Origin of the sequence: Pseudonocardia oroxyli (assembly GCF_900102195.1) — a bacterium.
GTDB classification, from domain to species: domain Bacteria; phylum Actinomycetota; class Actinomycetes; order Mycobacteriales; family Pseudonocardiaceae; genus Pseudonocardia; species Pseudonocardia oroxyli.
On sequence record NZ_FNBE01000005.1, the window covers coordinates 122325 to 140145 of the forward strand.

The 17821-nt window shown below is 71.9% G+C and carries 18 protein-coding genes and 1 pseudogene; 8 read left to right on the top strand and 11 right to left on the bottom strand.

Annotated features, from left to right (window positions below; all coding sequences use genetic code 11):
* Nucleotides 1-12 precede the first annotated feature (12 nt).
* The 3 genes from BLS43_RS09570 to pcaD are packed head-to-tail and all read left to right on the top strand — an operon-like array spanning nucleotide 13 to nucleotide 2044.
* A complete protein-coding gene (locus BLS43_RS09570) occupies nucleotides 13-645 on the top strand; it encodes a CoA-transferase (RefSeq protein WP_176921250.1) in 633 nt (210 codons plus the stop codon).
* The gene (locus BLS43_RS09575) at nucleotides 642-1277 is read left to right on the top strand and encodes a CoA-transferase (RefSeq protein ID WP_093080526.1); all 636 of its coding nucleotides are present in this window, start codon (nucleotides 642-644) and stop codon (nucleotides 1275-1277) included. The genes BLS43_RS09570 and BLS43_RS09575 overlap by 4 nt, the downstream gene beginning before the upstream one ends.
* On the top strand, nucleotides 1274-2044 hold the full coding sequence (gene pcaD, locus BLS43_RS09580; protein WP_093080530.1) for a 3-oxoadipate enol-lactonase: 771 nt from the start codon (nucleotides 1274-1276) through the stop codon (nucleotides 2042-2044). Before BLS43_RS09575 ends, pcaD begins: the two co-directional genes overlap by 4 nt.
* A 62-nt stretch (nucleotides 2045-2106) precedes the next feature.
* On the opposite strand, the gene BLS43_RS09585 is transcribed toward pcaD, so the two are convergent.
* Nucleotides 2107-2415 carry a DUF3040 domain-containing protein gene (locus tag BLS43_RS09585; RefSeq protein ID WP_093080535.1) on the bottom strand — a complete coding sequence of 103 codons (309 nt, stop codon included), beginning with the start codon at nucleotides 2413-2415 and terminating at the stop codon, nucleotides 2107-2109.
* Nucleotides 2416-2592: 177 nt separating this feature from the next.
* Here BLS43_RS09585 and BLS43_RS09590 point away from each other — a divergent pair, with 177 nt between their 5' ends.
* Complete coding sequence (locus tag BLS43_RS09590) at nucleotides 2593-3504, top strand: cation diffusion facilitator family transporter (protein ID WP_093080539.1); 912 nt, start codon at nucleotides 2593-2595, stop codon at nucleotides 3502-3504.
* A gap of 216 nt (nucleotides 3505-3720) precedes the next feature.
* Here the strand turns inward: BLS43_RS09590 and BLS43_RS09595 are convergent, their stop codons facing one another.
* The 6 genes from BLS43_RS09595 to rpsF form a co-directional block, all read right to left on the bottom strand.
* Nucleotides 3721-4236 (bottom strand): DUF1097 domain-containing protein, encoded by a 516-nt coding sequence (locus BLS43_RS09595; protein WP_176921251.1) that lies wholly within the window; start codon nucleotides 4234-4236, stop codon nucleotides 3721-3723.
* A 225-nt stretch (nucleotides 4237-4461) separates the two neighbouring features.
* Nucleotides 4462-5898 carry a replicative DNA helicase gene (dnaB, locus tag BLS43_RS09600; protein ID WP_093080548.1) on the bottom strand — a complete coding sequence of 479 codons (1437 nt, stop codon included), beginning with the start codon at nucleotides 5896-5898 and terminating at the stop codon, nucleotides 4462-4464.
* A gap of 649 nt (nucleotides 5899-6547) precedes the next feature.
* Nucleotides 6548-6997 (bottom strand): 50S ribosomal protein L9, encoded by a 450-nt coding sequence (gene rplI, locus BLS43_RS09605; protein WP_093080552.1) that lies wholly within the window; start codon nucleotides 6995-6997, stop codon nucleotides 6548-6550.
* Nucleotides 6998-7011: 14 nt separating this feature from the next.
* On the bottom strand, nucleotides 7012-7248 hold the full coding sequence (gene rpsR / locus BLS43_RS09610; protein WP_093080558.1) for a 30S ribosomal protein S18: 237 nt from the start codon (nucleotides 7246-7248) through the stop codon (nucleotides 7012-7014).
* 51 nt (nucleotides 7249-7299) lie between these two features.
* The gene (locus tag BLS43_RS09615; protein ID WP_093080561.1) at nucleotides 7300-7830 is read right to left on the bottom strand and encodes a single-stranded DNA-binding protein; all 531 of its coding nucleotides are present in this window, start codon (nucleotides 7828-7830) and stop codon (nucleotides 7300-7302) included.
* A gap of 38 nt (nucleotides 7831-7868) precedes the next feature.
* Nucleotides 7869-8186, bottom strand: a complete 318-nt coding sequence (rpsF, locus tag BLS43_RS09620; protein ID WP_093080564.1) for a 30S ribosomal protein S6 — start codon at nucleotides 8184-8186, stop codon at nucleotides 7869-7871.
* Nucleotides 8187-8436: 250 nt separating this feature from the next.
* Between rpsF and BLS43_RS09625 the strand changes: the two genes are divergently transcribed.
* Both BLS43_RS09625 and BLS43_RS31865 read left to right on the top strand, forming a co-directional pair.
* Nucleotides 8437-9201, top strand: a complete 765-nt coding sequence (locus BLS43_RS09625) for a deoxyribonuclease IV (RefSeq protein ID WP_093080569.1) — start codon at nucleotides 8437-8439, stop codon at nucleotides 9199-9201.
* A gap of 278 nt (nucleotides 9202-9479) precedes the next feature.
* A pseudogene (locus tag BLS43_RS31865) lies at nucleotides 9480-10184 on the top strand (glycosyltransferase 87 family protein); the annotation flags it as partial.
* Nucleotides 10185-10455: 271 nt separating this feature from the next.
* Here the strand turns inward: BLS43_RS31865 and BLS43_RS30480 are convergent.
* From BLS43_RS30480 to BLS43_RS09655, 4 genes are all read right to left on the bottom strand, one after another.
* The gene (locus tag BLS43_RS30480) at nucleotides 10456-11076 is read right to left on the bottom strand and encodes an NUDIX hydrolase (protein WP_093080573.1); all 621 of its coding nucleotides are present in this window, start codon (nucleotides 11074-11076) and stop codon (nucleotides 10456-10458) included.
* The gene (locus BLS43_RS09640; protein ID WP_093080578.1) at nucleotides 11063-12625 is read right to left on the bottom strand and encodes a glycosyltransferase family 87 protein; all 1563 of its coding nucleotides are present in this window, start codon (nucleotides 12623-12625) and stop codon (nucleotides 11063-11065) included. The genes BLS43_RS30480 and BLS43_RS09640 overlap by 14 nt, the downstream gene beginning before the upstream one ends.
* Nucleotides 12615-15158 (bottom strand): transglycosylase domain-containing protein, encoded by a 2544-nt coding sequence (locus BLS43_RS09645; RefSeq protein WP_245707401.1) that lies wholly within the window; start codon nucleotides 15156-15158, stop codon nucleotides 12615-12617. Before BLS43_RS09645 ends, BLS43_RS09640 begins: the two co-directional genes overlap by 11 nt.
* A 104-nt stretch (nucleotides 15159-15262) precedes the next feature.
* Nucleotides 15263-15667, bottom strand: a complete 405-nt coding sequence (locus BLS43_RS09655) for a DUF5318 family protein (protein WP_093081281.1) — start codon at nucleotides 15665-15667, stop codon at nucleotides 15263-15265.
* 156 nt (nucleotides 15668-15823) lie between these two features.
* On the opposite strand from BLS43_RS09655, the gene BLS43_RS09660 reads away from it, so the two are divergent.
* Nucleotides 15824-16384, top strand: a complete 561-nt coding sequence (locus tag BLS43_RS09660) for a PadR family transcriptional regulator (protein WP_093080589.1) — start codon at nucleotides 15824-15826, stop codon at nucleotides 16382-16384.
* A complete protein-coding gene (locus tag BLS43_RS09665) occupies nucleotides 16381-17454 on the top strand; it encodes an inositol-3-phosphate synthase (RefSeq protein WP_093080594.1) in 1074 nt (357 codons plus the stop codon). The genes BLS43_RS09660 and BLS43_RS09665 overlap by 4 nt, the downstream gene beginning before the upstream one ends.
* Nucleotides 17455-17821: the final 367 nt, after the last annotated feature.

Genomic DNA, 17821 nt, shown 5'->3' on the forward strand with positions numbered 1-17821 from the left:
TAGCGTGGGCGCGTGGCACTGGCCGAGGTGGTCGACGCGCTGGTTCCGGACGGCTCGACCGTCGCGTGGGAGGGGGTTCCCGTCGCGGTGGCGCGGGCCCTGCTGCGCCGCCGCGGGCTGACCCTGGTGTCCACCGCGCCCGGGGTGTCGGGAGACCTCCTCGTCGGCGCCGGATGCGTGGACCGGCTGGTCACGAGCGCGGTCGCGGGGCCGCGCATCCAGGCGGCACTGCGCTCGGGGCTGGCGCTCGAGGAGCACACCGCCACGGGCATGGCCGCCGCGTACGACGCCGGGGCCGCCGGCCTGCCCTGCGGTCTGCTGCGCGGGTACACGGGGACGGACCTGGCCGCGGTCACCCGCGTCGCCACGGTGCGCTGCCCCTTCACCGGGGAGCAGCTCGCGGCGGTGCCCGCCCTCACCCCGGACGTCGCGATCGTGCACGCGCCGCGGGCGGACCGGATCTCGCCGGATCGGCTGCCGCCGCTGTACGCGGCCCGCCGCGCGCTCGTCGTGGTGGACGAGGACGGCGGGGAGGCGCCCTGGTTCGCCGAGGTGGTGCGCGCCGAACCGGACGAGGACGGCTGGGCCGAGCTCCTCGCCGACCGGGCGCGGTTCACCGCGTGGCTGGCGCAGGCGCGGGCATGAGCGCGCTCGGATCCGCGGGGCTGGTGGCCGCCGCCCGGCTGCTGCAGGCCGGGCAGGTGTGCGTGGGCGAGCCCGGCGACCCGACCGCCGCGGCCCGTCTCGCCGCCGCGACCCACGCCCCGGGCCTGATCGTGCTCGACGGGTCGCTGCCCCGCTACAGCCTGCGTCGCGCCCAGGTCGGCCTGGTCACGGCCGCGCAGATCGACGCGTTCGGCAACCTCAACACCACCGTGCTCGGGGACTACGACGAGCCCACCGCGCGGTTCGCCGGGCCGGGCCTGCTGCCGGACGTCACCGCCGCCCTGCCGACGATCGTGCTGCTGCCGCACCGGCTGGCGGCCTTCGTGGAGCGGGTCGACTTCGTGACCGCGCCGGGTGGGCTGTCCGGGCCGCTGGACCGCGCCCTCGTGGGACTGCCCGGGACGGGGCCGATCGCCGTCGTCACGGACCTGGGGGTGCTGCGGCCCGACCCGGCCACGGCCGAGCTCGTCCTGACCGACCTCCACCCGGGTGTCACCGTCGAGCAGGTGCGCGCCGAGACCGGGTGGCCGCTCGAGGTCTCCGCGGACCTCGTCGAGACGGCCCCGCCGAGCGAGGCCGAGCAGGCGGCTTTGACATCATCGGCCGCATGACCGCTCTGCTGCACCACCGCATCGACGGACCCGAGAGCGACGCGGCCGCGCCGACCCTCGTCCTGCTGGGGTCGCTGGGGAGCACCCTGGAGATGTGGGAGCCGAACGTCCCGGCCCTGGCCGAGCACTTCCGCGTCATCCGGCTGGACAACCTCGGGCACGGCGGGTCGCCGGTCCCGGACGGCCCCTACTCGATCGCCGGGCTCGCCGAGTCCGCCCTCGCCACCCTCGACGACCTGGGTGTGGACCGCTTCGCCTGGTGCGGGCTCTCGCTCGGGGCGATGATCGGGATGTACCTGGGCTCCGAGCACGGCGACCGCGTGTCGCGCCTGGCGCTGTGCTGCACCACCTCGTACTTCGAGGACAAGGGGCCGTGGCGGCAGCGCATCGAGACGGTCGGGGAGAAGGGCACCGGCGCGATCGCGGAGGCGGTGGCCGAGCGCTGGTTCACCCCGGACTGGGCCGCCGACCATCCCGCGGTCCTGACCCGGGCGGCGGGATGGATCGCCGGGACGTCGGACCCCGGGTACGCCGCCAGCTGCGCGGCGATCGTCGACTGGGACCACCGCGACCGGCTGCAGGCCGTGACCCCGCCGACGCTGGTCATCGGGGGTGCGGACGATCTCGCGACGCCGATCGTGCCGCACTCGCGCACGCTGGCCGAGTCCATCCCGGGCGCCCGGTTCGAGGTGATCCCCGGCGGACACGTCGCCACGTGGCAGAGCGCGGCGGAGGCCAACCGCCTCCTCCTGGACCACCTCACCTGAGGTCGTGCGTGGGAAGTGGTGCTCCAGCACCACTTCCCACGCACGGGCGGCGCAGCCGCAGCTCAGGACGGGCGGGCGCGCCGCTGCGGGCTGGTGAGCGCCAGGCCCAGGGCGGCCATGGCCATGAGGATCCCCGCGACGACGATCGGCACCGCCGCGCTCGCGCCACCGAGGACCAGGAGCAGCAGCCCGCCCACGAGCAGGAGTGTGGGGATCATCCCGGCGGCCTGCATGGTGCGTGCGCCGCGCACGGGGGCGATCCGGCGGACCTTGCGGCCCAGGGCGCTGCAGCGGGCCACGAACAGCGGGTCGCCCGCGACGAGGCCTTGCTCGATCAAGGCGAACTGACTGCGCTCGCGGTCGCTCAGCATGTGTGGAGGCACCCTTCGGGATCGGACGGAGGGCCACCCGCTCGCCGTCGACCCGGGAAACCTTCCGGGCAGAATACGTGACCGGATCGTGACCTCGGTCGTGATGTGACCACCCGCTCTCGCAGTGAGGCCCCCCTATCCTTTACATGCACGTCTTTGCATAGGTACCGTTCCCGCATGGGTTCGGGGCACGGACACGGGCACGGCCACTCGGTGGCGAGCGACCGCAGGCGACTGGTGATCGCGCTGGTCGTCACGCTCGCGTGCGCGGTGCTCGGCGCCGCCGGGGCGCTCCTCACCGGATCGCTCGCCCTGCTCGCCGATCTCGGCCATCTGCTGACGGACGCCGGCGCGCTGGTCGGCGCCGTGATCGCGGCGGCCCTGTCCACCCGCCCGGCCACGGACCGGCGCACCTTCGGGCTCGGCCGGGTCGAGGTGCTCGTCGCCGGGATCAACGCGGCGCTGCTGGTCGCCGTCGTGGCGTGGGTGGCCTACGAGGGCGTCAACCGGCTGTTCGAACCCGCCGAGATCCCGGGGCTGCCGCTGCTCGTGATCGGCGCGCTGGGGCTGGTGGGGAACGTGGTGTCGCTGGTCGTGCTGGCCGGCGGTGACCGCGCGAACATGAACATGCGCGGCGCCATGCTGCACGTCCTGGGGGACGCGCTGGGTTCGGTCGGCGTGATGCTCGCGGCGGTGGTGCTGCTCACCACCGGCTGGCCCTACGCGGACACCCTCGCCTCGATGCTGATCGCGGCGCTGATCCTGCCCCGGGCGATCGCCCTGCTGCGCGAGGTGTGGCACGTGCTGCTCGAGGGCGCCCCCGCGGGCATCGAGGTGGACGAGGTGCGCACGGCGCTGCTCGCGGTGCCCGGGGTGGAGGCGGTCCACGATCTGCACGTGTGGGCCATCAACGACCGCACCCCCTCGCTCTCGGCCCATCTCGTGGTGGCGGACGAGGCGGAGTCCGGCTGCGGCGCGGGCGTGCTGGACCGGGCGACCGAGGCGCTGAAGGAGCGGTTCGGCCTCACCCACAGCACCCTGCAGCTCGAGCCGCACGCCCACGTGGGCCACGAGCACACCTGCGACTGACCCGAGGCGTGGCGGGTCCGCGCGATCCGCATCGGGCGGGTCGGATTGACAGGGGCCGACCGCGGCGACCAACCTGGGTTCGGCTGATCGCCGCGGTCCGGTGCGTCGCCGGCTCCGGCCGGCAAGCAGGGATGCCGACGACGCGATGACGGTCGAGGTGGTGGCCCGGTGGCGCCGTCCGGTCCGACGGGTCGGATGGCCCACCGTCACCTCAGCTCACGCGGCGGGGACGGCCTCGGGCTTCGCGACCAGCTTGCCCGCCAGCACGCTGCTGACGTAGCCGAAGGCCGCACCGACCAGGAACGACACCAGCATCACCGTGAACGGGCCGGTGGGCAGCGTGAGGTCGGTGCCGGAGGCGCCGGTCAGCAGACCGAACATCACGGTGGTCGCGTACCCGAACACCGATCCCGGCACGAACCCGAGCGCGGGCACGAGTGCACCCAGGATGAACACGGCGGTCAACCCGCCCACGATCAGCCCGATCACGATCGGGCTCGTGGCCAGACCGATCAGGATGAGGGTCACCGTGCCGCAGACGATCCCCCAGACGTTGGCCGGGACCGACTTGGCCAGGGCGGCCCGGTCCCCACCTGCGGCGAAGTAGCTCGCCGCTCCCACGAACGTCGCCGGGACCATGAGTCCCAGTCCTCCCAGCGGTCCCACGTACAGGTACGTGATGACCGCACCGATCACACCGATCACCAACGCGAGGGCGACGGGCAGCTTCATCTCTCGATCTCCTCGTACAGCTCGACGAGCACGACGACACACCACCGGCAGGTGGCTGACGGTCCGATCGGACGAGTGAAGAGTGATCCTGAAGGCCCGGTACGGCAATGCGTTCAGCGGACGCGTGACCCCATGTTTTCCGCTGGAAACCATTCGGCAATCGAAAACCCCGTTCGGGGCGTCCTCGCCGCACCAAGCCGTAGCCCAGATTTCACACGCCGGTCATCACCCGTGGGCGAGGTCGGCGAAGCGGCTGTAGTGGAGCTGGTGCGCCACGACGATGTTGGCCGTGGGCCCGTTGCGGTTCTTGGCCAGGATCAGATCGGCCTCTCCCGCGCGCGGGTCGTCCCGCTCGAACGCGTCCGGCCGGTGCAGCAGGATCACCATGTCCGCGTCCTGCTCGATGGAGCCGGACTCACGCAGGTCGGAGATCATCGGCCGCTTGTCCGTGCGCTGCTCGGGGCCACGGTTGAGCTGCGAGATGGCCACGACCGGCACCTCGAGCTCCTTGGCCAGCAGCTTGATCTGCCGGGAGAACTCCGAGACCTCCTGCTGACGCGACTCGACCTTGCGGCCCGAGGTCATCAGCTGCAGGTAGTCCAGGATGATCAGGTTGAGGCTGTTGCGCTGCTTGAGCCGCCGCGCCTTGGCCCGGATCTCCATCAGCGTGAGGTTCGGCGAGTCGTCGATGAACAACGGTGCCTCGGAGATCTCCGACATCCGCCGCGCCATCCGCGTCCAGTCGTCGTCCCGCATCCGGCCCGCGCGCATGTCCGCGAGCTTGATCTGCGCCTCCGCCGACAGCAGCCGCATGACGATCTCGGTCTTGCTCATCTCCAGCGAGAACACCGCGCTGGTCATGCCGTGCTTGATCGAGCACGACCGCGCGAAGTCCAACCCGAGCGTGGACTTGCCCAGACCCGGACGGGCCGCGACCACGACCATCTGACCGGGGTGCAGCCCGTTGGTGGCCGCGTCGAGGTCCACGAAACCCGTGGGCACCCCGTGCGACACCCCGCCCCGGGACTGGATCGCGTCGATCTCGTCCATCGTGGGCTGCAGCAGCTCCTCGAGGGGGATGTAGTCCTCGCTGGTGGAGCGCTCGGTGACCTCGTAGATCGCGGCCTGGGCCCGGTCGACGACCTCCTCGACCTCGGCCCCCTCCGCACCGTGGTAGCCCAGCTGCACGATCCGGGTGCCCGCCTCGACCAACCGGCGCAACGTGGCCTTCTCCGCCACGATCTCGGCGTAGTACGCCGCGTTCGCCGCCGTGGGCACCGTGGCGATCAGCGTGTGCAGGTACGGCGCCCCACCGAGGCGGATCAGCTCACCGCGGCGCTGCAGCTCCGCGGACACCGTGACCGCGTCCGCGGGCTCACCGCGCCCGTACAGGTCCAGGATGCAGTCGTAGACCGTCTGGTGGGCGGGCCGGTAGAAGTCGTCCGGCCGCAGCACCTCCACCACGTCCGCGATCGCGTCCTTGCTGAGCAGCATGCCGCCCAGCACCGACTGCTCCGCCGTGAGGTCCTGCGGGGGCTGGCGGTCGAACGGGCTCGGCGCCGCGTCACCGCCGCCGTAGGAGCCCGAGTACTGGTCGCCGCCCCGGCCGTCCCCCTCGCGGACCGCACGCGCCCGATTGGGACGGTCGTCCGTCACCGCCATACCCGACGTCACCCCCAGTCACCGTCCGCGCCCATGATATCGAACATCGGTTCGATCCGCACCCGACCTCTCGTCGGGTGCAGCGGGCACGTCCCCTTCCCGTCCACCACCCGTCCGGGGCGCCTCCGAGAGGCTGCGGCGAACGGTCGGCCGGGCTGCGCGCACTCACCCGCGCGACCCGGGGGCCGACGCTACGGGGGCGGGCCCGCAGACCCAAACCGCGCTGTGGACAGACCTGGGGACCCCGTGGGGACGGATTCGGGCCCGGCCAGGCGGCCCTCCGCACAGTCCTGTGGACAGTATGGGGACAACCCCTGGTCATAGGGCCTTTCACCACGTCAGATGCCCTGATGGCGGTGTGGACAACTTTTGTGGGCAGGTGCCCGGCGCGTCCGCTGTCCGGCGTGTCGCGACCTGTCACCCACCGTCCTCCGGGCGCTCCGGAGAGGTCACTGACCGACGCCGGCGTAACCTCCGCGTGTCGCTCCCGCGCGATCAACGGTCGGTGTGCATCCGCTCGCCGACGGTGGGCGGGAGCGGCCCTCGGCATGATCGCCACCGACGGTGCCGAGGGGCCCGGAACGCCACGAGGGCGGGTTCTCGGCCTCTCGACCGGGAACCCGCCCTCGTGACGGAACGTGACTGCGCGTCAGCTCGCGACGACCGCGACCTGGACCTGCGCGGTGACCTCCGGGTGCAGGCGCACCGACACCGGGTGGGTGCCGACGCTCTTGATCTGCTCCGGGATCTCGATGGCGTGGCGGTCCAGAGCCGGGCCGCCCGCCTTCTTCACGGCCTCGACGACCTGCGCCGGGGTGACCGACCCGAACAGGCGGCCCGAGTCGCCCGCGGCCTTGGCGGTCACGGTGACGGACAGCTGCCCGATCTGGTTCGCGACCTCCTTGGCGTGCCCGAGGTCGCGGATCTGGCGGGCCTTCTGGGCCCGACGGATCTGCTCGACCTGCTTCTCGGCGCCACGGGTGGCGACGATCGCGTAGTTGCGGGGCAGCAGGTAGTTGCGGCCGTAGCCGTCCTTGACCTCGACGATGTCCCCGGGCGCACCCAGGTTCTGCACGTCCGTGGTGAGGATGAGCTTCATGTCGATCCCCTTCCTCAGCGCGCGGTCGAGGTGTACGGCAGCAGGGCGACCTCGCGGCTGTTCTTCACGGCCACCGCGACGTCACGCTGGTGCTGCCGGCAGTTGCCGGTGACCCGACGCGCGCGGATCTTGCCGCGGTCGGAGATGAACTTGCGGAGGAGGCCCGTGTCCTTGTAGTCGATGTCCTGGGCCTTGTCCTTGCAGAATGCGCAGACCTTCTTCTTGGGCTTGCGCAGAACTTGCTTGGGCATTGCTGATGCTCCTGGATGTGCACCGCGCTCACGCGCGGAGGGTGGAAAAGATCAGAACGGGGGCTCGTCGTCCGCCGCCGGGCCGCTGCCCGCGGGCGGGGCCGAGCCCCAGGGGTCGTCGTAGCCGCCGCGCTGGCCGCCGCCGTTGCCGCCGCCACCGGAGTTCCCGCCGCCACCACCACCGAAGCCGCCGCCACCGAAGTCCGAGCCGCCGGAGCGGCTGACCTTGTTGACCTTGGCCGTGGCGTACCGCAGGGAGGGGCCGACCTCGTCGACCTCCATCTCGATGACGGTGCGCTTCTCGCCCTCGCGGGTCTCGAAGCTCCGCTGCCGCAGCCTGCCCTGCACGATCACGCGCGCGCCGCGGGTGAGCGTCTCGGCGACGTTCTCCGCGGCCTGGCGCCAGATGTTGCAGCGCAGGAACAACGCCTCGCCGTCCTTCCACTCGCCGGACTGGCGGTCGAAGGTGCGGGGCGTGGACGCCACCGTGAAGTTGGCGACGGCCGCCCCGGACGGGGTGAACCGAAGCTCCGGATCGGCGGTGAGGTTGCCGATCACGGTGATCACAGTCTCGCCGGCCATGCGGCCTCCTCAGGTGTGGCTGCGTGCGGGACGGGGTGTCAGCTCGCCGCTGCGGGGGCGGGCGTGCGCTTGGGGTCCCGGCGCAGCACCTTCGTGCGCAGGACCGACTCGTTCAGACCCAGCTGACGGTCGAGCTCCGCGACGGTGGCGGGCTCGGCCGTGACCTCGAGCACCGCGTAGATGCCCTCGGCGTTCTTGTTGATCTCGAAGGCCAGCCGACGCTTGCCCCAGACCTCGATCTTCTCCACCGAACCGCCGTCGGACTTCACGACGGTCAGGAACTGCTCGAGCGACGGCTGCACCGTGCGCTCGTCCAGGCTCGGGTCGAGAATCACCATGATCTCGTAATGACGCATGAGAACCACTCACCTCCTGTGGACTGGAACGGCCGCGGCGCTTCCGCGGCAGGAGGTTCTCACCCCGCCCCGACAGAATCGGGCCCTCGGGCTCGTCGCACGGTGCCCGGGTGGGCACCGGCCGGAGCGGTTGCAGGCGAGATTACCAGCGCGTTTCCCCCGGTCCGCCGCCGCCCCGGTGCCCTGTGGACAACTCGGCGGGGCGGCGCCGGACACGAGACCTGTCGGGGGTCCCCTCTACGCTCGGGCCATGCTCATCGGTGCCCACGTCCGGGACGACGATCCGCTGGCCGCGGCGGCCGAGCGCGGCGCGGAGGTCGTCCAGTTCTTCCTCGCCGACCCCCAGGGGTGGAAGAAGCCGCAGCCGCACCCGAAGGCCGCCGAGCTCGCGGCGTCGGACGTGGTGACGGTCGTCCACTCGCCGTACGTCGTGAACGTCGCGAGCCCGAACAACCGGATCCGGATCCCCAGCCGCAAGCTCGTCACCCAGCACGCCGAGGGGGCCAAGGAGGTCGGGGCGATCGGGCTGGTGGTCCACGGCGGGCACGTCACGAAGGACGAGGACCCGGCCGTCGGTGTCGACAACTGGCGCAAGTTCGTGGAGCGCCAGCACGCCGAGGGCGGCTTCGCGGTGCCGGTGTTCATCGAGAACACCGCGGGCGGGGACAACGCGATGGCCCGGAAGTTCGATGCGCTGGCCCGCCTGTGGGACGCGGTGGGCGAGTTCGGCGTGGGGTTCTGCCTCGACACCTGCCACGCGTTCGCCGCGGGCGAGGAGCTGGTGGGCGTCGTGGAGCGGGCCAAGGCGATCACCGGCCGCATCGACCTGGTGCACCTGAACAACTCGCGGGACGAGTTCGACTCCGCGCGGGACCGCCACGCGAACGTCGCGGACGGCACGATCGAGCCCGAGGTGCTCGCCGCCGTCGTCGCCGCGGCGCAGGCCCCGGTCGTGGTGGAGACCCCGGCGGAGGGGCAGGCGGCGGACATCGCCTACCTGCGCGCGAAGGCGTGAGACCGGCCCGGTTCGGCACGGCCGGGCTGGTCCTGGTCGTGCTGCTCACCGGGCTGACCCTGCTGCTCGGCTACGCGAACAAGGCCCGCTGCGCGGGCCCGGAGTTCGACGCGTCGGGCCGCACGCTGGACTTCGGCACCCGCCAGAACCGAGACGTCTGCTACTCCGACATCCAGTACCTGTGGATCGGGCGCTCCATCGACACCCACGTGTTCCCCTACGTCGAGGGCGGGATCACCGAGGACGGGCGGCTCACCGGGGGAGCGGTCGAGTACCCGGTGCTCAGCGGCGTGCTGATCTGGCTCGGGGCGCTCGGTGCCCACACCGACGCCGGGTTCCTGCTCGGGTCCGCGCTGCTGCTCGCCCCGTTCGGCCTGCTCACGGGCTGGATGCTGGGCAGGCTCGCGCGGTGGCGGGCGCTGCTCTGGGCGCTCGGCCCACCGCTGGTGCTCTACGCCTTCCACAACTGGGACCTGCCCGCGGTCGCCGCCGCCGTGGCCGCGGTCCTGGTGATGCACACGCGCCGCGACTCCACGCTCGCCGCGCTCCTGCTGGGCCTGGGCTGCGCGCTGAAGCTCTACCCCGGCGCGTTCCTCCTCCCGCTCGCGCTCTACGTCCTCTCCCGCGGGCCGGACGGTGCCGTGCGGGACAGGGGCGTGGACTGGCTCGGCGCGCTGCGGGTGCTCGGGGTGGGGCTGGGCACCGTGGTGCTGGTCAACCTGCCGTTCGCGCTCGCGGGCTATGCGGGCTGGCGGGCCAGCTTCACGTTCCAGGAGAACCGCGCGGTCGACGTCAGCACCAACTCGATCTGGTTCTGGGGCCTGCGCCCACTGCTGGGGGAGGCGGACTTCGGCCCGCTCGTCGACGTGCTCTCCCCGGTGCTGGTCCTGGTGAGCTTCGCGGTGGCCGCCGCCGTCGGGTGGCGGATCCACCGCCGCGGCGCCGAGTACCCCTGGATCGGCGTCAGCGCGGCGATGCTCTGCGGTTTCCTGCTGCTGCACAAGGTGCACTCCCCGCAGTACACGCTCTGGCTGCTGCCGTTCTTCGTGCTGCTGCGCATCCGCTGGGGGTGGATCGCGGGGTACCTCGCGGCCGACCTCCTGATGGGGATCGGGATCTTCCGCTGGTTCTACGTGCTCAACGCGGGGCTGGACGGCGGCATCGCGGGCGGGCTCGCCGCGCAGGCGGTCGTGCTCGGCGTGTGGGGCCGCGCGGTGTTGCTGGTGATCCTGTTCGGCCTGTTCCTGCGGGCGCCTACCGCCATGCGAACACCGGCTGCTCCAGATGGTCCACCCGCGTCCCGCGACCGTGCAGCAGGACCTCCCGCAGCTGGTACATCACCGCTGCCGTCGGGGCGTGCACGAAGCGGTCGAACAGCGGGACCTGGATGACCGGCGCGTCGGACTCGGGGATGGAGATGAACCGGGGCTCGACGTCGATGTCCGCCAGCCGGATCCGGTACACGTGCGCCACCTCCTCGGGGTTCGGGGTGAGCTCGCCGACCTCGCCCGCCCACAGCACCACCGGGGTGATCACGTACCCGGAGCGGGTGGGGTAGTCGTCGAGCAGGCCGAGGACCGCGTCCTCGCCGAGCTCGAGCCCGACCTCCTCGGCCAGCTCCCGGCGGCCCGTCTCGGTGATCGTCTCCCCGGCGTCCGTCCGGCCGCCCGGCAGCGCCCACTGACCCGCGTGCCTGCGCAGGGTCGCGGCGCGGCGGGTCAGCAGGAAGGCAAGGCCGTCCGCGAGACCCGGCGCACCCGTGGTGACCAGGGTCAGCGTGACGGCGGAGCGCTTCAGGTCCGGTCGGTCCACGCCGCGGCGCTCGAACGCCGCCAGCCGAGCCTCGACGATCCCCCGCAGGTCACCGGCGTCCATTCTGCGGACTCTGCCCCACCGGAACCGGACGCGCGGCCCGGTGTGACGGGCGTCGCAGTGGCCAGTCGGGGTCGGCGTCGAGCACCGCGTCCGCCGCCTCGCCGTCCGCCTCCGGGTCGGGGGCGCGGAGCGGGTCGGTCTGCGGCCTGAGCACGGAACGGACGACCAGCACGGCGACCAGCACCACCGTCGCGTCCCGCAGCAGGACGGCCCCGAGGAACCAGTCCGGCGGGAGTCCCTTCTGGCCGGGGCCGACGTAGTAGAACATCCGCGGCACCCAGACCAGGGCGTCGATCGCCATCCAGGCCAGCAGCAGCCGCCAGCGCGGCAGCGCCAGCACCGCCAGCGGCACCAACCACAGCGAGTACTGCGGGCTCCACACCTTGTTGACCAGCAGGAACGCCGCGACGATCAGGAACGCCAGCGAGGCGACCCGGGGTGGGCGCGGTGCCTTGGCGGCCAGCACCACCAGCCCGGCACAGGCCGCCACCAGCAGGGAGGCGCTCACCGCGTTCAGCGTGTTCGGCGCCTGGTCGGGGCCCAGCGGCCCGTCGAACCCACTCCAGCCGGTGAAGTAGGACAGCGCGTAGTACAGCGAGTCCGGGTCGGCAGGACGCGTGCGGTTGAGCCGGATGAACTCCCACCACCCCGGGGCCCAGGCCAGCAGGACCGGGACGTTCACGGCCAGCCAGGCCACGGCCGCGGCCGCGACGGTCCGCACCGCGACGCCCACGTCCCGCCGCCGGACCGCCACCAGCACGATCGGCAGGAGCAGCAACAGCGGGTACAGCTTCGCCGCCCCGCCCAGGCCGAGCAGGATCCCGGCGAGGACCGGTCGTCTCCGGGTCAGTGCCAGCATTCCCGCGCAGGCCAGGGCGACCGCCAGCGCGTCGAAGTTGGTGAAGGCGTGCACCGCGACGAGCGGGGAGATCGCCACGAGCGCGGCGTCCCACGGCCTGCTCCGCCCGGCGGCGGTGAACGCGTCCCCCGCGGACCGCATCCGCACGACCGTCCAGACCACGACCAGCCAACAGGCCGCCAGTGCGGACGCGACGATGTCGAAGTACACGACCACCGACAGCGCCGACGGCAGCGGGAGGCTCTGCCAGACGTCCGTCAGCCGGGCGGCGCCCCACTGGAAGAACCCGGTGAGCACCGGGTACTCCATGTAGCGCACGGCGCCGTCGCCGTCCTGCCAGGAGTCCCGATAGGGGATCGCGGTGGGGTCGTCCAGCCGTTCGATGGAGTAGAGCGGGACGGTGTCGGAGTAGCACATCGCCACGTACTGGCGGTTGTTCTGCCAGTCGAGCGCCAGCGTCCCGTCCTCGGTGCGGTACTGCTGCAGGCACGGCGCCTTCGCGAACCAGCCCAGGGCGAGCGTGACGACCGCGAGCAGCAGCACGACGCGCAGGGGCGTCCAGAACGCGGCGCGCCCGACGAGGGCGTGGCGGCCCAGCGGGCCGCCGACGAGCCTGCTGGCCGAGGCGACGAGCGGCTCGGTCCAGCTGGGGACGACCCGCCGCGAGGGACCGGGCAGCCTAGTTCCCATTCCGGGCGGGGTCGAAGAACTGGTCGGTGAAGCCCGCGGGGTTGCCGTTGCCCCCGCCGCCGTTCCCGCCGTTGCCGTTCCCGCCGCCGCCGTTGCCGCCGCCGCCGTTCCCGCCGTCCCCGTTGCCGCCGCCGCCGTTGTTGTTCCGGTCGCCGTTGTTCCCGTTGCCGCCGTTGTTCCCGTTGCCGCGCTCGTGGGGGTCGACCTGGCCGTTGCCGTCCGCGTCCTGGCCGCCGTTGCCGTTGCCGTCCTGCTGGTCCTGGCCGGCGTTGTCCGACACCGGCGCCTGGCCGAGCGGGGTGAACTTCGAGAACTGCTCGGTGGGTGTGCCGCGCAGTGCCGTGGTCATGAACTCCTGCCAGATCGAGCCGGGCAGCATCCGGCCGTAGATCGGCCTGCCCGCGGAGTTCTTGATCGGCGAGTTGTCGTCCGTGCCGACCCAGACGGCGGTGGAGATCGACGGGGTGTAGCCGACGGTCCACGCGTCGTTGTTCTGGCCCTCGACGCTGCTCTGCACGGTGCCGGTCTTCGCGGCGACCGGGCGGCCGCCCAGCCCGATCCGCGACGAGCTCGCCACGTCGGTCATGGACTCCGTGACGTTCCGCGCGACCTGCTGGCTGAAGGCCTGCGTGCCGCTCGCCGCCCCCGCGGTGTGGTCGAAGATGACCCGGCCGTCGCTGGTGGTGACCTTGCGGACCATGAACGGGTCGTGCCGCACGCCGTCCGCCGCGAAGGTCGCGTACGCCGCGGCCATGTTCTCGGTCGTCAGGTTCTTGTCACCGAGCGCGATACCGCCGGTGGGGTTCTTGAGGTCCTCGGCGGGGATGCCCGCCGCCGCGGCCGCGTCGGCGACCTTCTGCGGGCCGACATCCAGCGCCATCCGGTAGAAGACGGTGTTGATCGACTGCGTCATCGCCGTCTTCACCGAGCACTGGTTGCAGCTCACGCCCTCGGAGTTGCTGACCTTGACCCCGGCGAGCGTCTGCGGGGACGACCCGTCGTACTGGGTGCCCAGGCCGATCGGGTCCGGCTGCTGCAGCCCGGCGGCGAACACGAACGGCTTGAACGAGGAGCCGGGCTGCTTCGACGCCTGCGCGTAGTCCAGCCCGACGCCGTCGTTGCCGCCGAAGTAGGCCAGCACGGCACCCGTCTTCGGGTCGATGGAGACCAGCGCCGTGCGCAGGTTGTCCGGCTGGCCCTTCATGACGTCGTTCGCCGCGTCGACGGCCGCCTTCTGCGCGGCGGGGTCGATCGTCGTCTCGACGGTCAGGCCCTCGGTGTTGATCTCCGACTCGGAGATCCCGTTCTCCTCGAGCTCGGCGCGCACCTGGTTGTAGATGTGGCCGTTGGCGTCCCCGGGGATGCCGCCGCCCGAGGCCGAGGCCTCCTGCCACTGCGGGAAGACCTGCTGGGCCCGGTCACTCGGGCTCATCCAGCCCTGCTGCACCATGCCGTCGAGCACGAAGGCCCACCGCTGCTGGCTGCGGTCCAGGTTCTTCGCCGGGTCCCAGCGCGAGGGCGACTGGATCAGCCCGGCGATCATCGCGCCCTCCGACGGCGTCAGGTCGCCGACGTCCTTGCCGAAGTAGGCCTGGCTGGCCGCCTGGATGCCGTACGCGCCGCGGCCCAGGTAGATGGCGTTGAGGTAGTTCTCGAGGATCTGCTCCTTGGTCTGCTCCTTGGAGATCTTCGCGGCGAGCACGATCTCCTTGTACTTGCGGAGCAGCGAGACCTGGTCCTGCCCGGTCGTCACCTTGATGTACTGCTGGGTGATCGTGGAGCCGCCGCCGATGCCGCCGGTGAGCTGGTTCCACACGGCGCGGCCGATGCCGGACACGTCGAAGCCGGGGTTGGTGAAGAAGGAGCGGTCCTCCGCGGAGAGCACGGCCTCCTGGACGTGTTTCGGGACCTGGTCCAGGGTCACGTTCGTCCGGTTGATGTTGTTCGGCCGGACCGTGGCCAGCGGGCTCCCGTCCGCGAACGTGAACGTGGCGACCTGGGTGTTCGCGGCGTCCTGCGCGGTCGGCACCGGGAAGATCATCCAGCCGACGGCGAACGCGACGAACGGCGCGAGGATCAGCACCCCGAGGGTCCAGAAGGCGATCCGGCGCACCCGCTTCCCCTTCGGTCGCCCGCCCTCCCCGTCGCCGCCACCGCCGCGACCTCGGGGAGGCCCGGCCGGGGGCGGGCCCGGGGGCTCGGCCACGGCCAGGGACGTGGGCCGGTCGTCCGGACCCGAGACGCCGGCGTCGTGCGTGAGCAGGGGCGCCTCCCGCCCGGGCGGGCCCATTGGCCCGGGCCGGTGCGGCGGCGGGCCGAAGCGCTGCGGGGCGGGGCGGCCGGGGGGCGGTCCGTAGCCGGGTCGGGCTCCCGGCGGCGGGCCCGCAGGCTGCGGAGGGGGCGGGCCGCCGTTGCGGCCGTTCCAGGGCGGCGGTCCGCTCTGCGGACGCGCGGGGGCGACGTTCCAGACGTCCGGCACGGGGGCGCGCGGGGGCACGCCGGATCGGCTCGGGTCGCTGCGCTGATCGGTCACCGCGGGCTCCGTGCTTCTCCGCCTGCCGGTGGGGAGCAACGGCGGGCCGGGACGGGGAACGTGGGTTTCACAGGTCTTCTCGGGGGTCGGGGATCACGCTGGGGTCATTCGGCGGCGGTCCTGCGCCTGCGCGGTCGGTCGGGACGGGCGCCGGTGCCCAGCACCGACGATTGGACCAGATGGTTCCAGCCGCACGTTCGGCAGACCTCCACGAGGTACACCGAGAACTCGCCGTGCCTGCCCGCGAGCTCCTCCAGCTCCTCGGGACGCCGGGCCGATCCGGAGGCCTGCCGCAGCTCCTCGCCGAAGACCCACCAGACGTGGGTCAGCCGGTCCCGCCGACAGACGGGGCACTGCTGGTCGGTCTGGGTGCCGTGGAAGCGGGCCGCACGCTGCAGGTACGGACTCGCGTCGCACACCTCGGCCTCGCCCACCCTCGTGGCGTAGACGTCCGCGAGCAGCGCACGGCGCTGCAACGCGTAGTCGACGACCTGCCGGTGGGTGAGCACGGCGACCAGGGTACTCACCCGACCCGACGATTCGGTGACACGACGGTGACGCGGGTCTCGATAGCCCGTCGAGATGTATCGCGCCGATATAGTGAGGTTCATCGATCCGTCGGGGACAGCGGGGTCCCCGGCGCCGGACACGGAGAGGAGGCGGCAGTGCTCGAGTTCGCGATCCTGGGCCTGCTGCTGGAGACTCCGATGCACGGGTATCAGCTGCGCAAGCAGTTGGGTCTGCGGCTCGGCGGGTTCCGGGTCTTCTCCTACGGCTCGCTGTACCCGGCCCTGCGCAGGCTGCAGCGCGCCGGGCTCATCGCCGAGGAGGAGGCCGAGACCGGCTGGTCCAAGCGGTCTCGTCGGACCTACCGGATCTCGGCGGAGGGCAAGGAGCGGTTCGCCGAGCTCTTGGCCGAGTCGGGCCCGCAGTCGTGGGACGACGAGGGGTTCGGGGTACACCTCGCCTTCTTCTCCCGCACCCCGGCCGAGACCCGCATGCGGATCCTCGAGGGGCGCAGGCGCGCCGTCGAGGAACGTCGCGAGGGAATCCGCGCGGCACTCGCGCGGGCGGGCGAGCAGATCGATCGCTACACCCGCGAGCTGCACGAGCTCGGGCTCGACACCACCGAACGCGAGGTCCGGTGGCTGAACGAGCTCATCGAGCGGGAACGACATCCCGGCGACGAGGCCGGACCCACCGGACACAAGGGAGAACCTGCATGAGTGAGGTGCGAGTCGCCGTAGTCGGCGTCGGCAACTGCGCCGCGTCGCTGGTCCAGGGCGTGGAGTACTACAGGGACGCCGACCCGGCCGCCCGGGTCCCGGGCCTGATGCACGTCGACTTCGGCGGCTACCACGTCGGCGACGTCACCTTCGTCGCCGCGTTCGACGTCGACGCCAAGAAGGTCGGCACCGACCTGTCGGAGGCCGTCTTCGCCAGCGAGAACAACACGGTGAAGATCGCGGACGTGCCGCCGCTCGGGGTGACCGTGCAGCGCGGCCACACCCTCGACGGGCTGGGCCGCTTCTACCGCGAGACGATCACCGAGTCCGACGAGGAGCCGGTGGACGTCGCCCAGGTGCTGCGCGAGACGCGTGCGGACGTCCTGGTGTCCTACCTGCCCGTGGGCAGCGAGGCGGCGGACCGGTTCTACGCGCAGGCGGCGATCGACGCGAAGGTCGCCTTCGTGAACGCGCTGCCCGTGTTCATCGCCTCCGACCCGGTGTGGGCGAAGAAGTTCGCCGACGCCGGCGTCCCCATCGTGGGCGACGACATCAAGTCCCAGGTCGGCGCGACCATCACCCACCGGGTGCTGGCCAGGCTGTTCGAGGACCGCGGCGTGCAGCTCGACCGCACGATGCAGCTCAACGTGGGCGGGAACATGGACTTCCTGAACATGAAGGAGCTCGAGCGGCTCGAGAGCAAGAAGGTGTCCAAGACCCAGTCGGTGACCAGCCAGGTCGACCGCGACATGGGCAAGGACAACGTGCACATCGGCCCGTCGGACTACGTGGCGTGGCTCGACGACCGCAAGTGGGCCTACGTCCGGCTCGAGGGCCGTGCGTTCGGCGACGTCCCGCTGAACCTGGAGTACAAGCTCGAGGTCTGGGACTCCCCGAACTCGGCGGGCATCATCATCGACGCCGTGCGGGCCGCGAAGATCGCGCTGGACCGCGGGATCGGCGGCCCCATCCTGTCCGCGTCGAGCTACTTCATGAAGTCGCCGCCGGAGCAGTACAGCGACTCCGAGGCCCGCGAGGCCGTGGAGGCGTTCATCCGCGGCGACGCGTAGCCGTCGTCACTCTCGGGCCCCGACCGGTCACTCCGGTCGGGGCCCGATTTATTTGTGGACCGGAAATGTTCGCGCTCCTTCCAGACCGGAAGGTGTTTCACTCGTCCGGCCCAATAACGGTTCCATCACGAGGTCACGCAGTGCACGTACCACCTGCTCTGCTGTGGACAGACCCCCGATCACGCGAACATCACGGGTGTAGTTGGGCCGAATGAGTGGCCGCCCTGGTGAGCGGCCTCACCCCAATTGACACCGTAGAATGCGATATGCGTCATAGCGACGCGGTTAATCCGTTCGTAATTTGGCCGACGGCCTCGCTACACCGCACACCACCCGGGTGTTCGGGATCGAGGTCACCGCCCGGAAG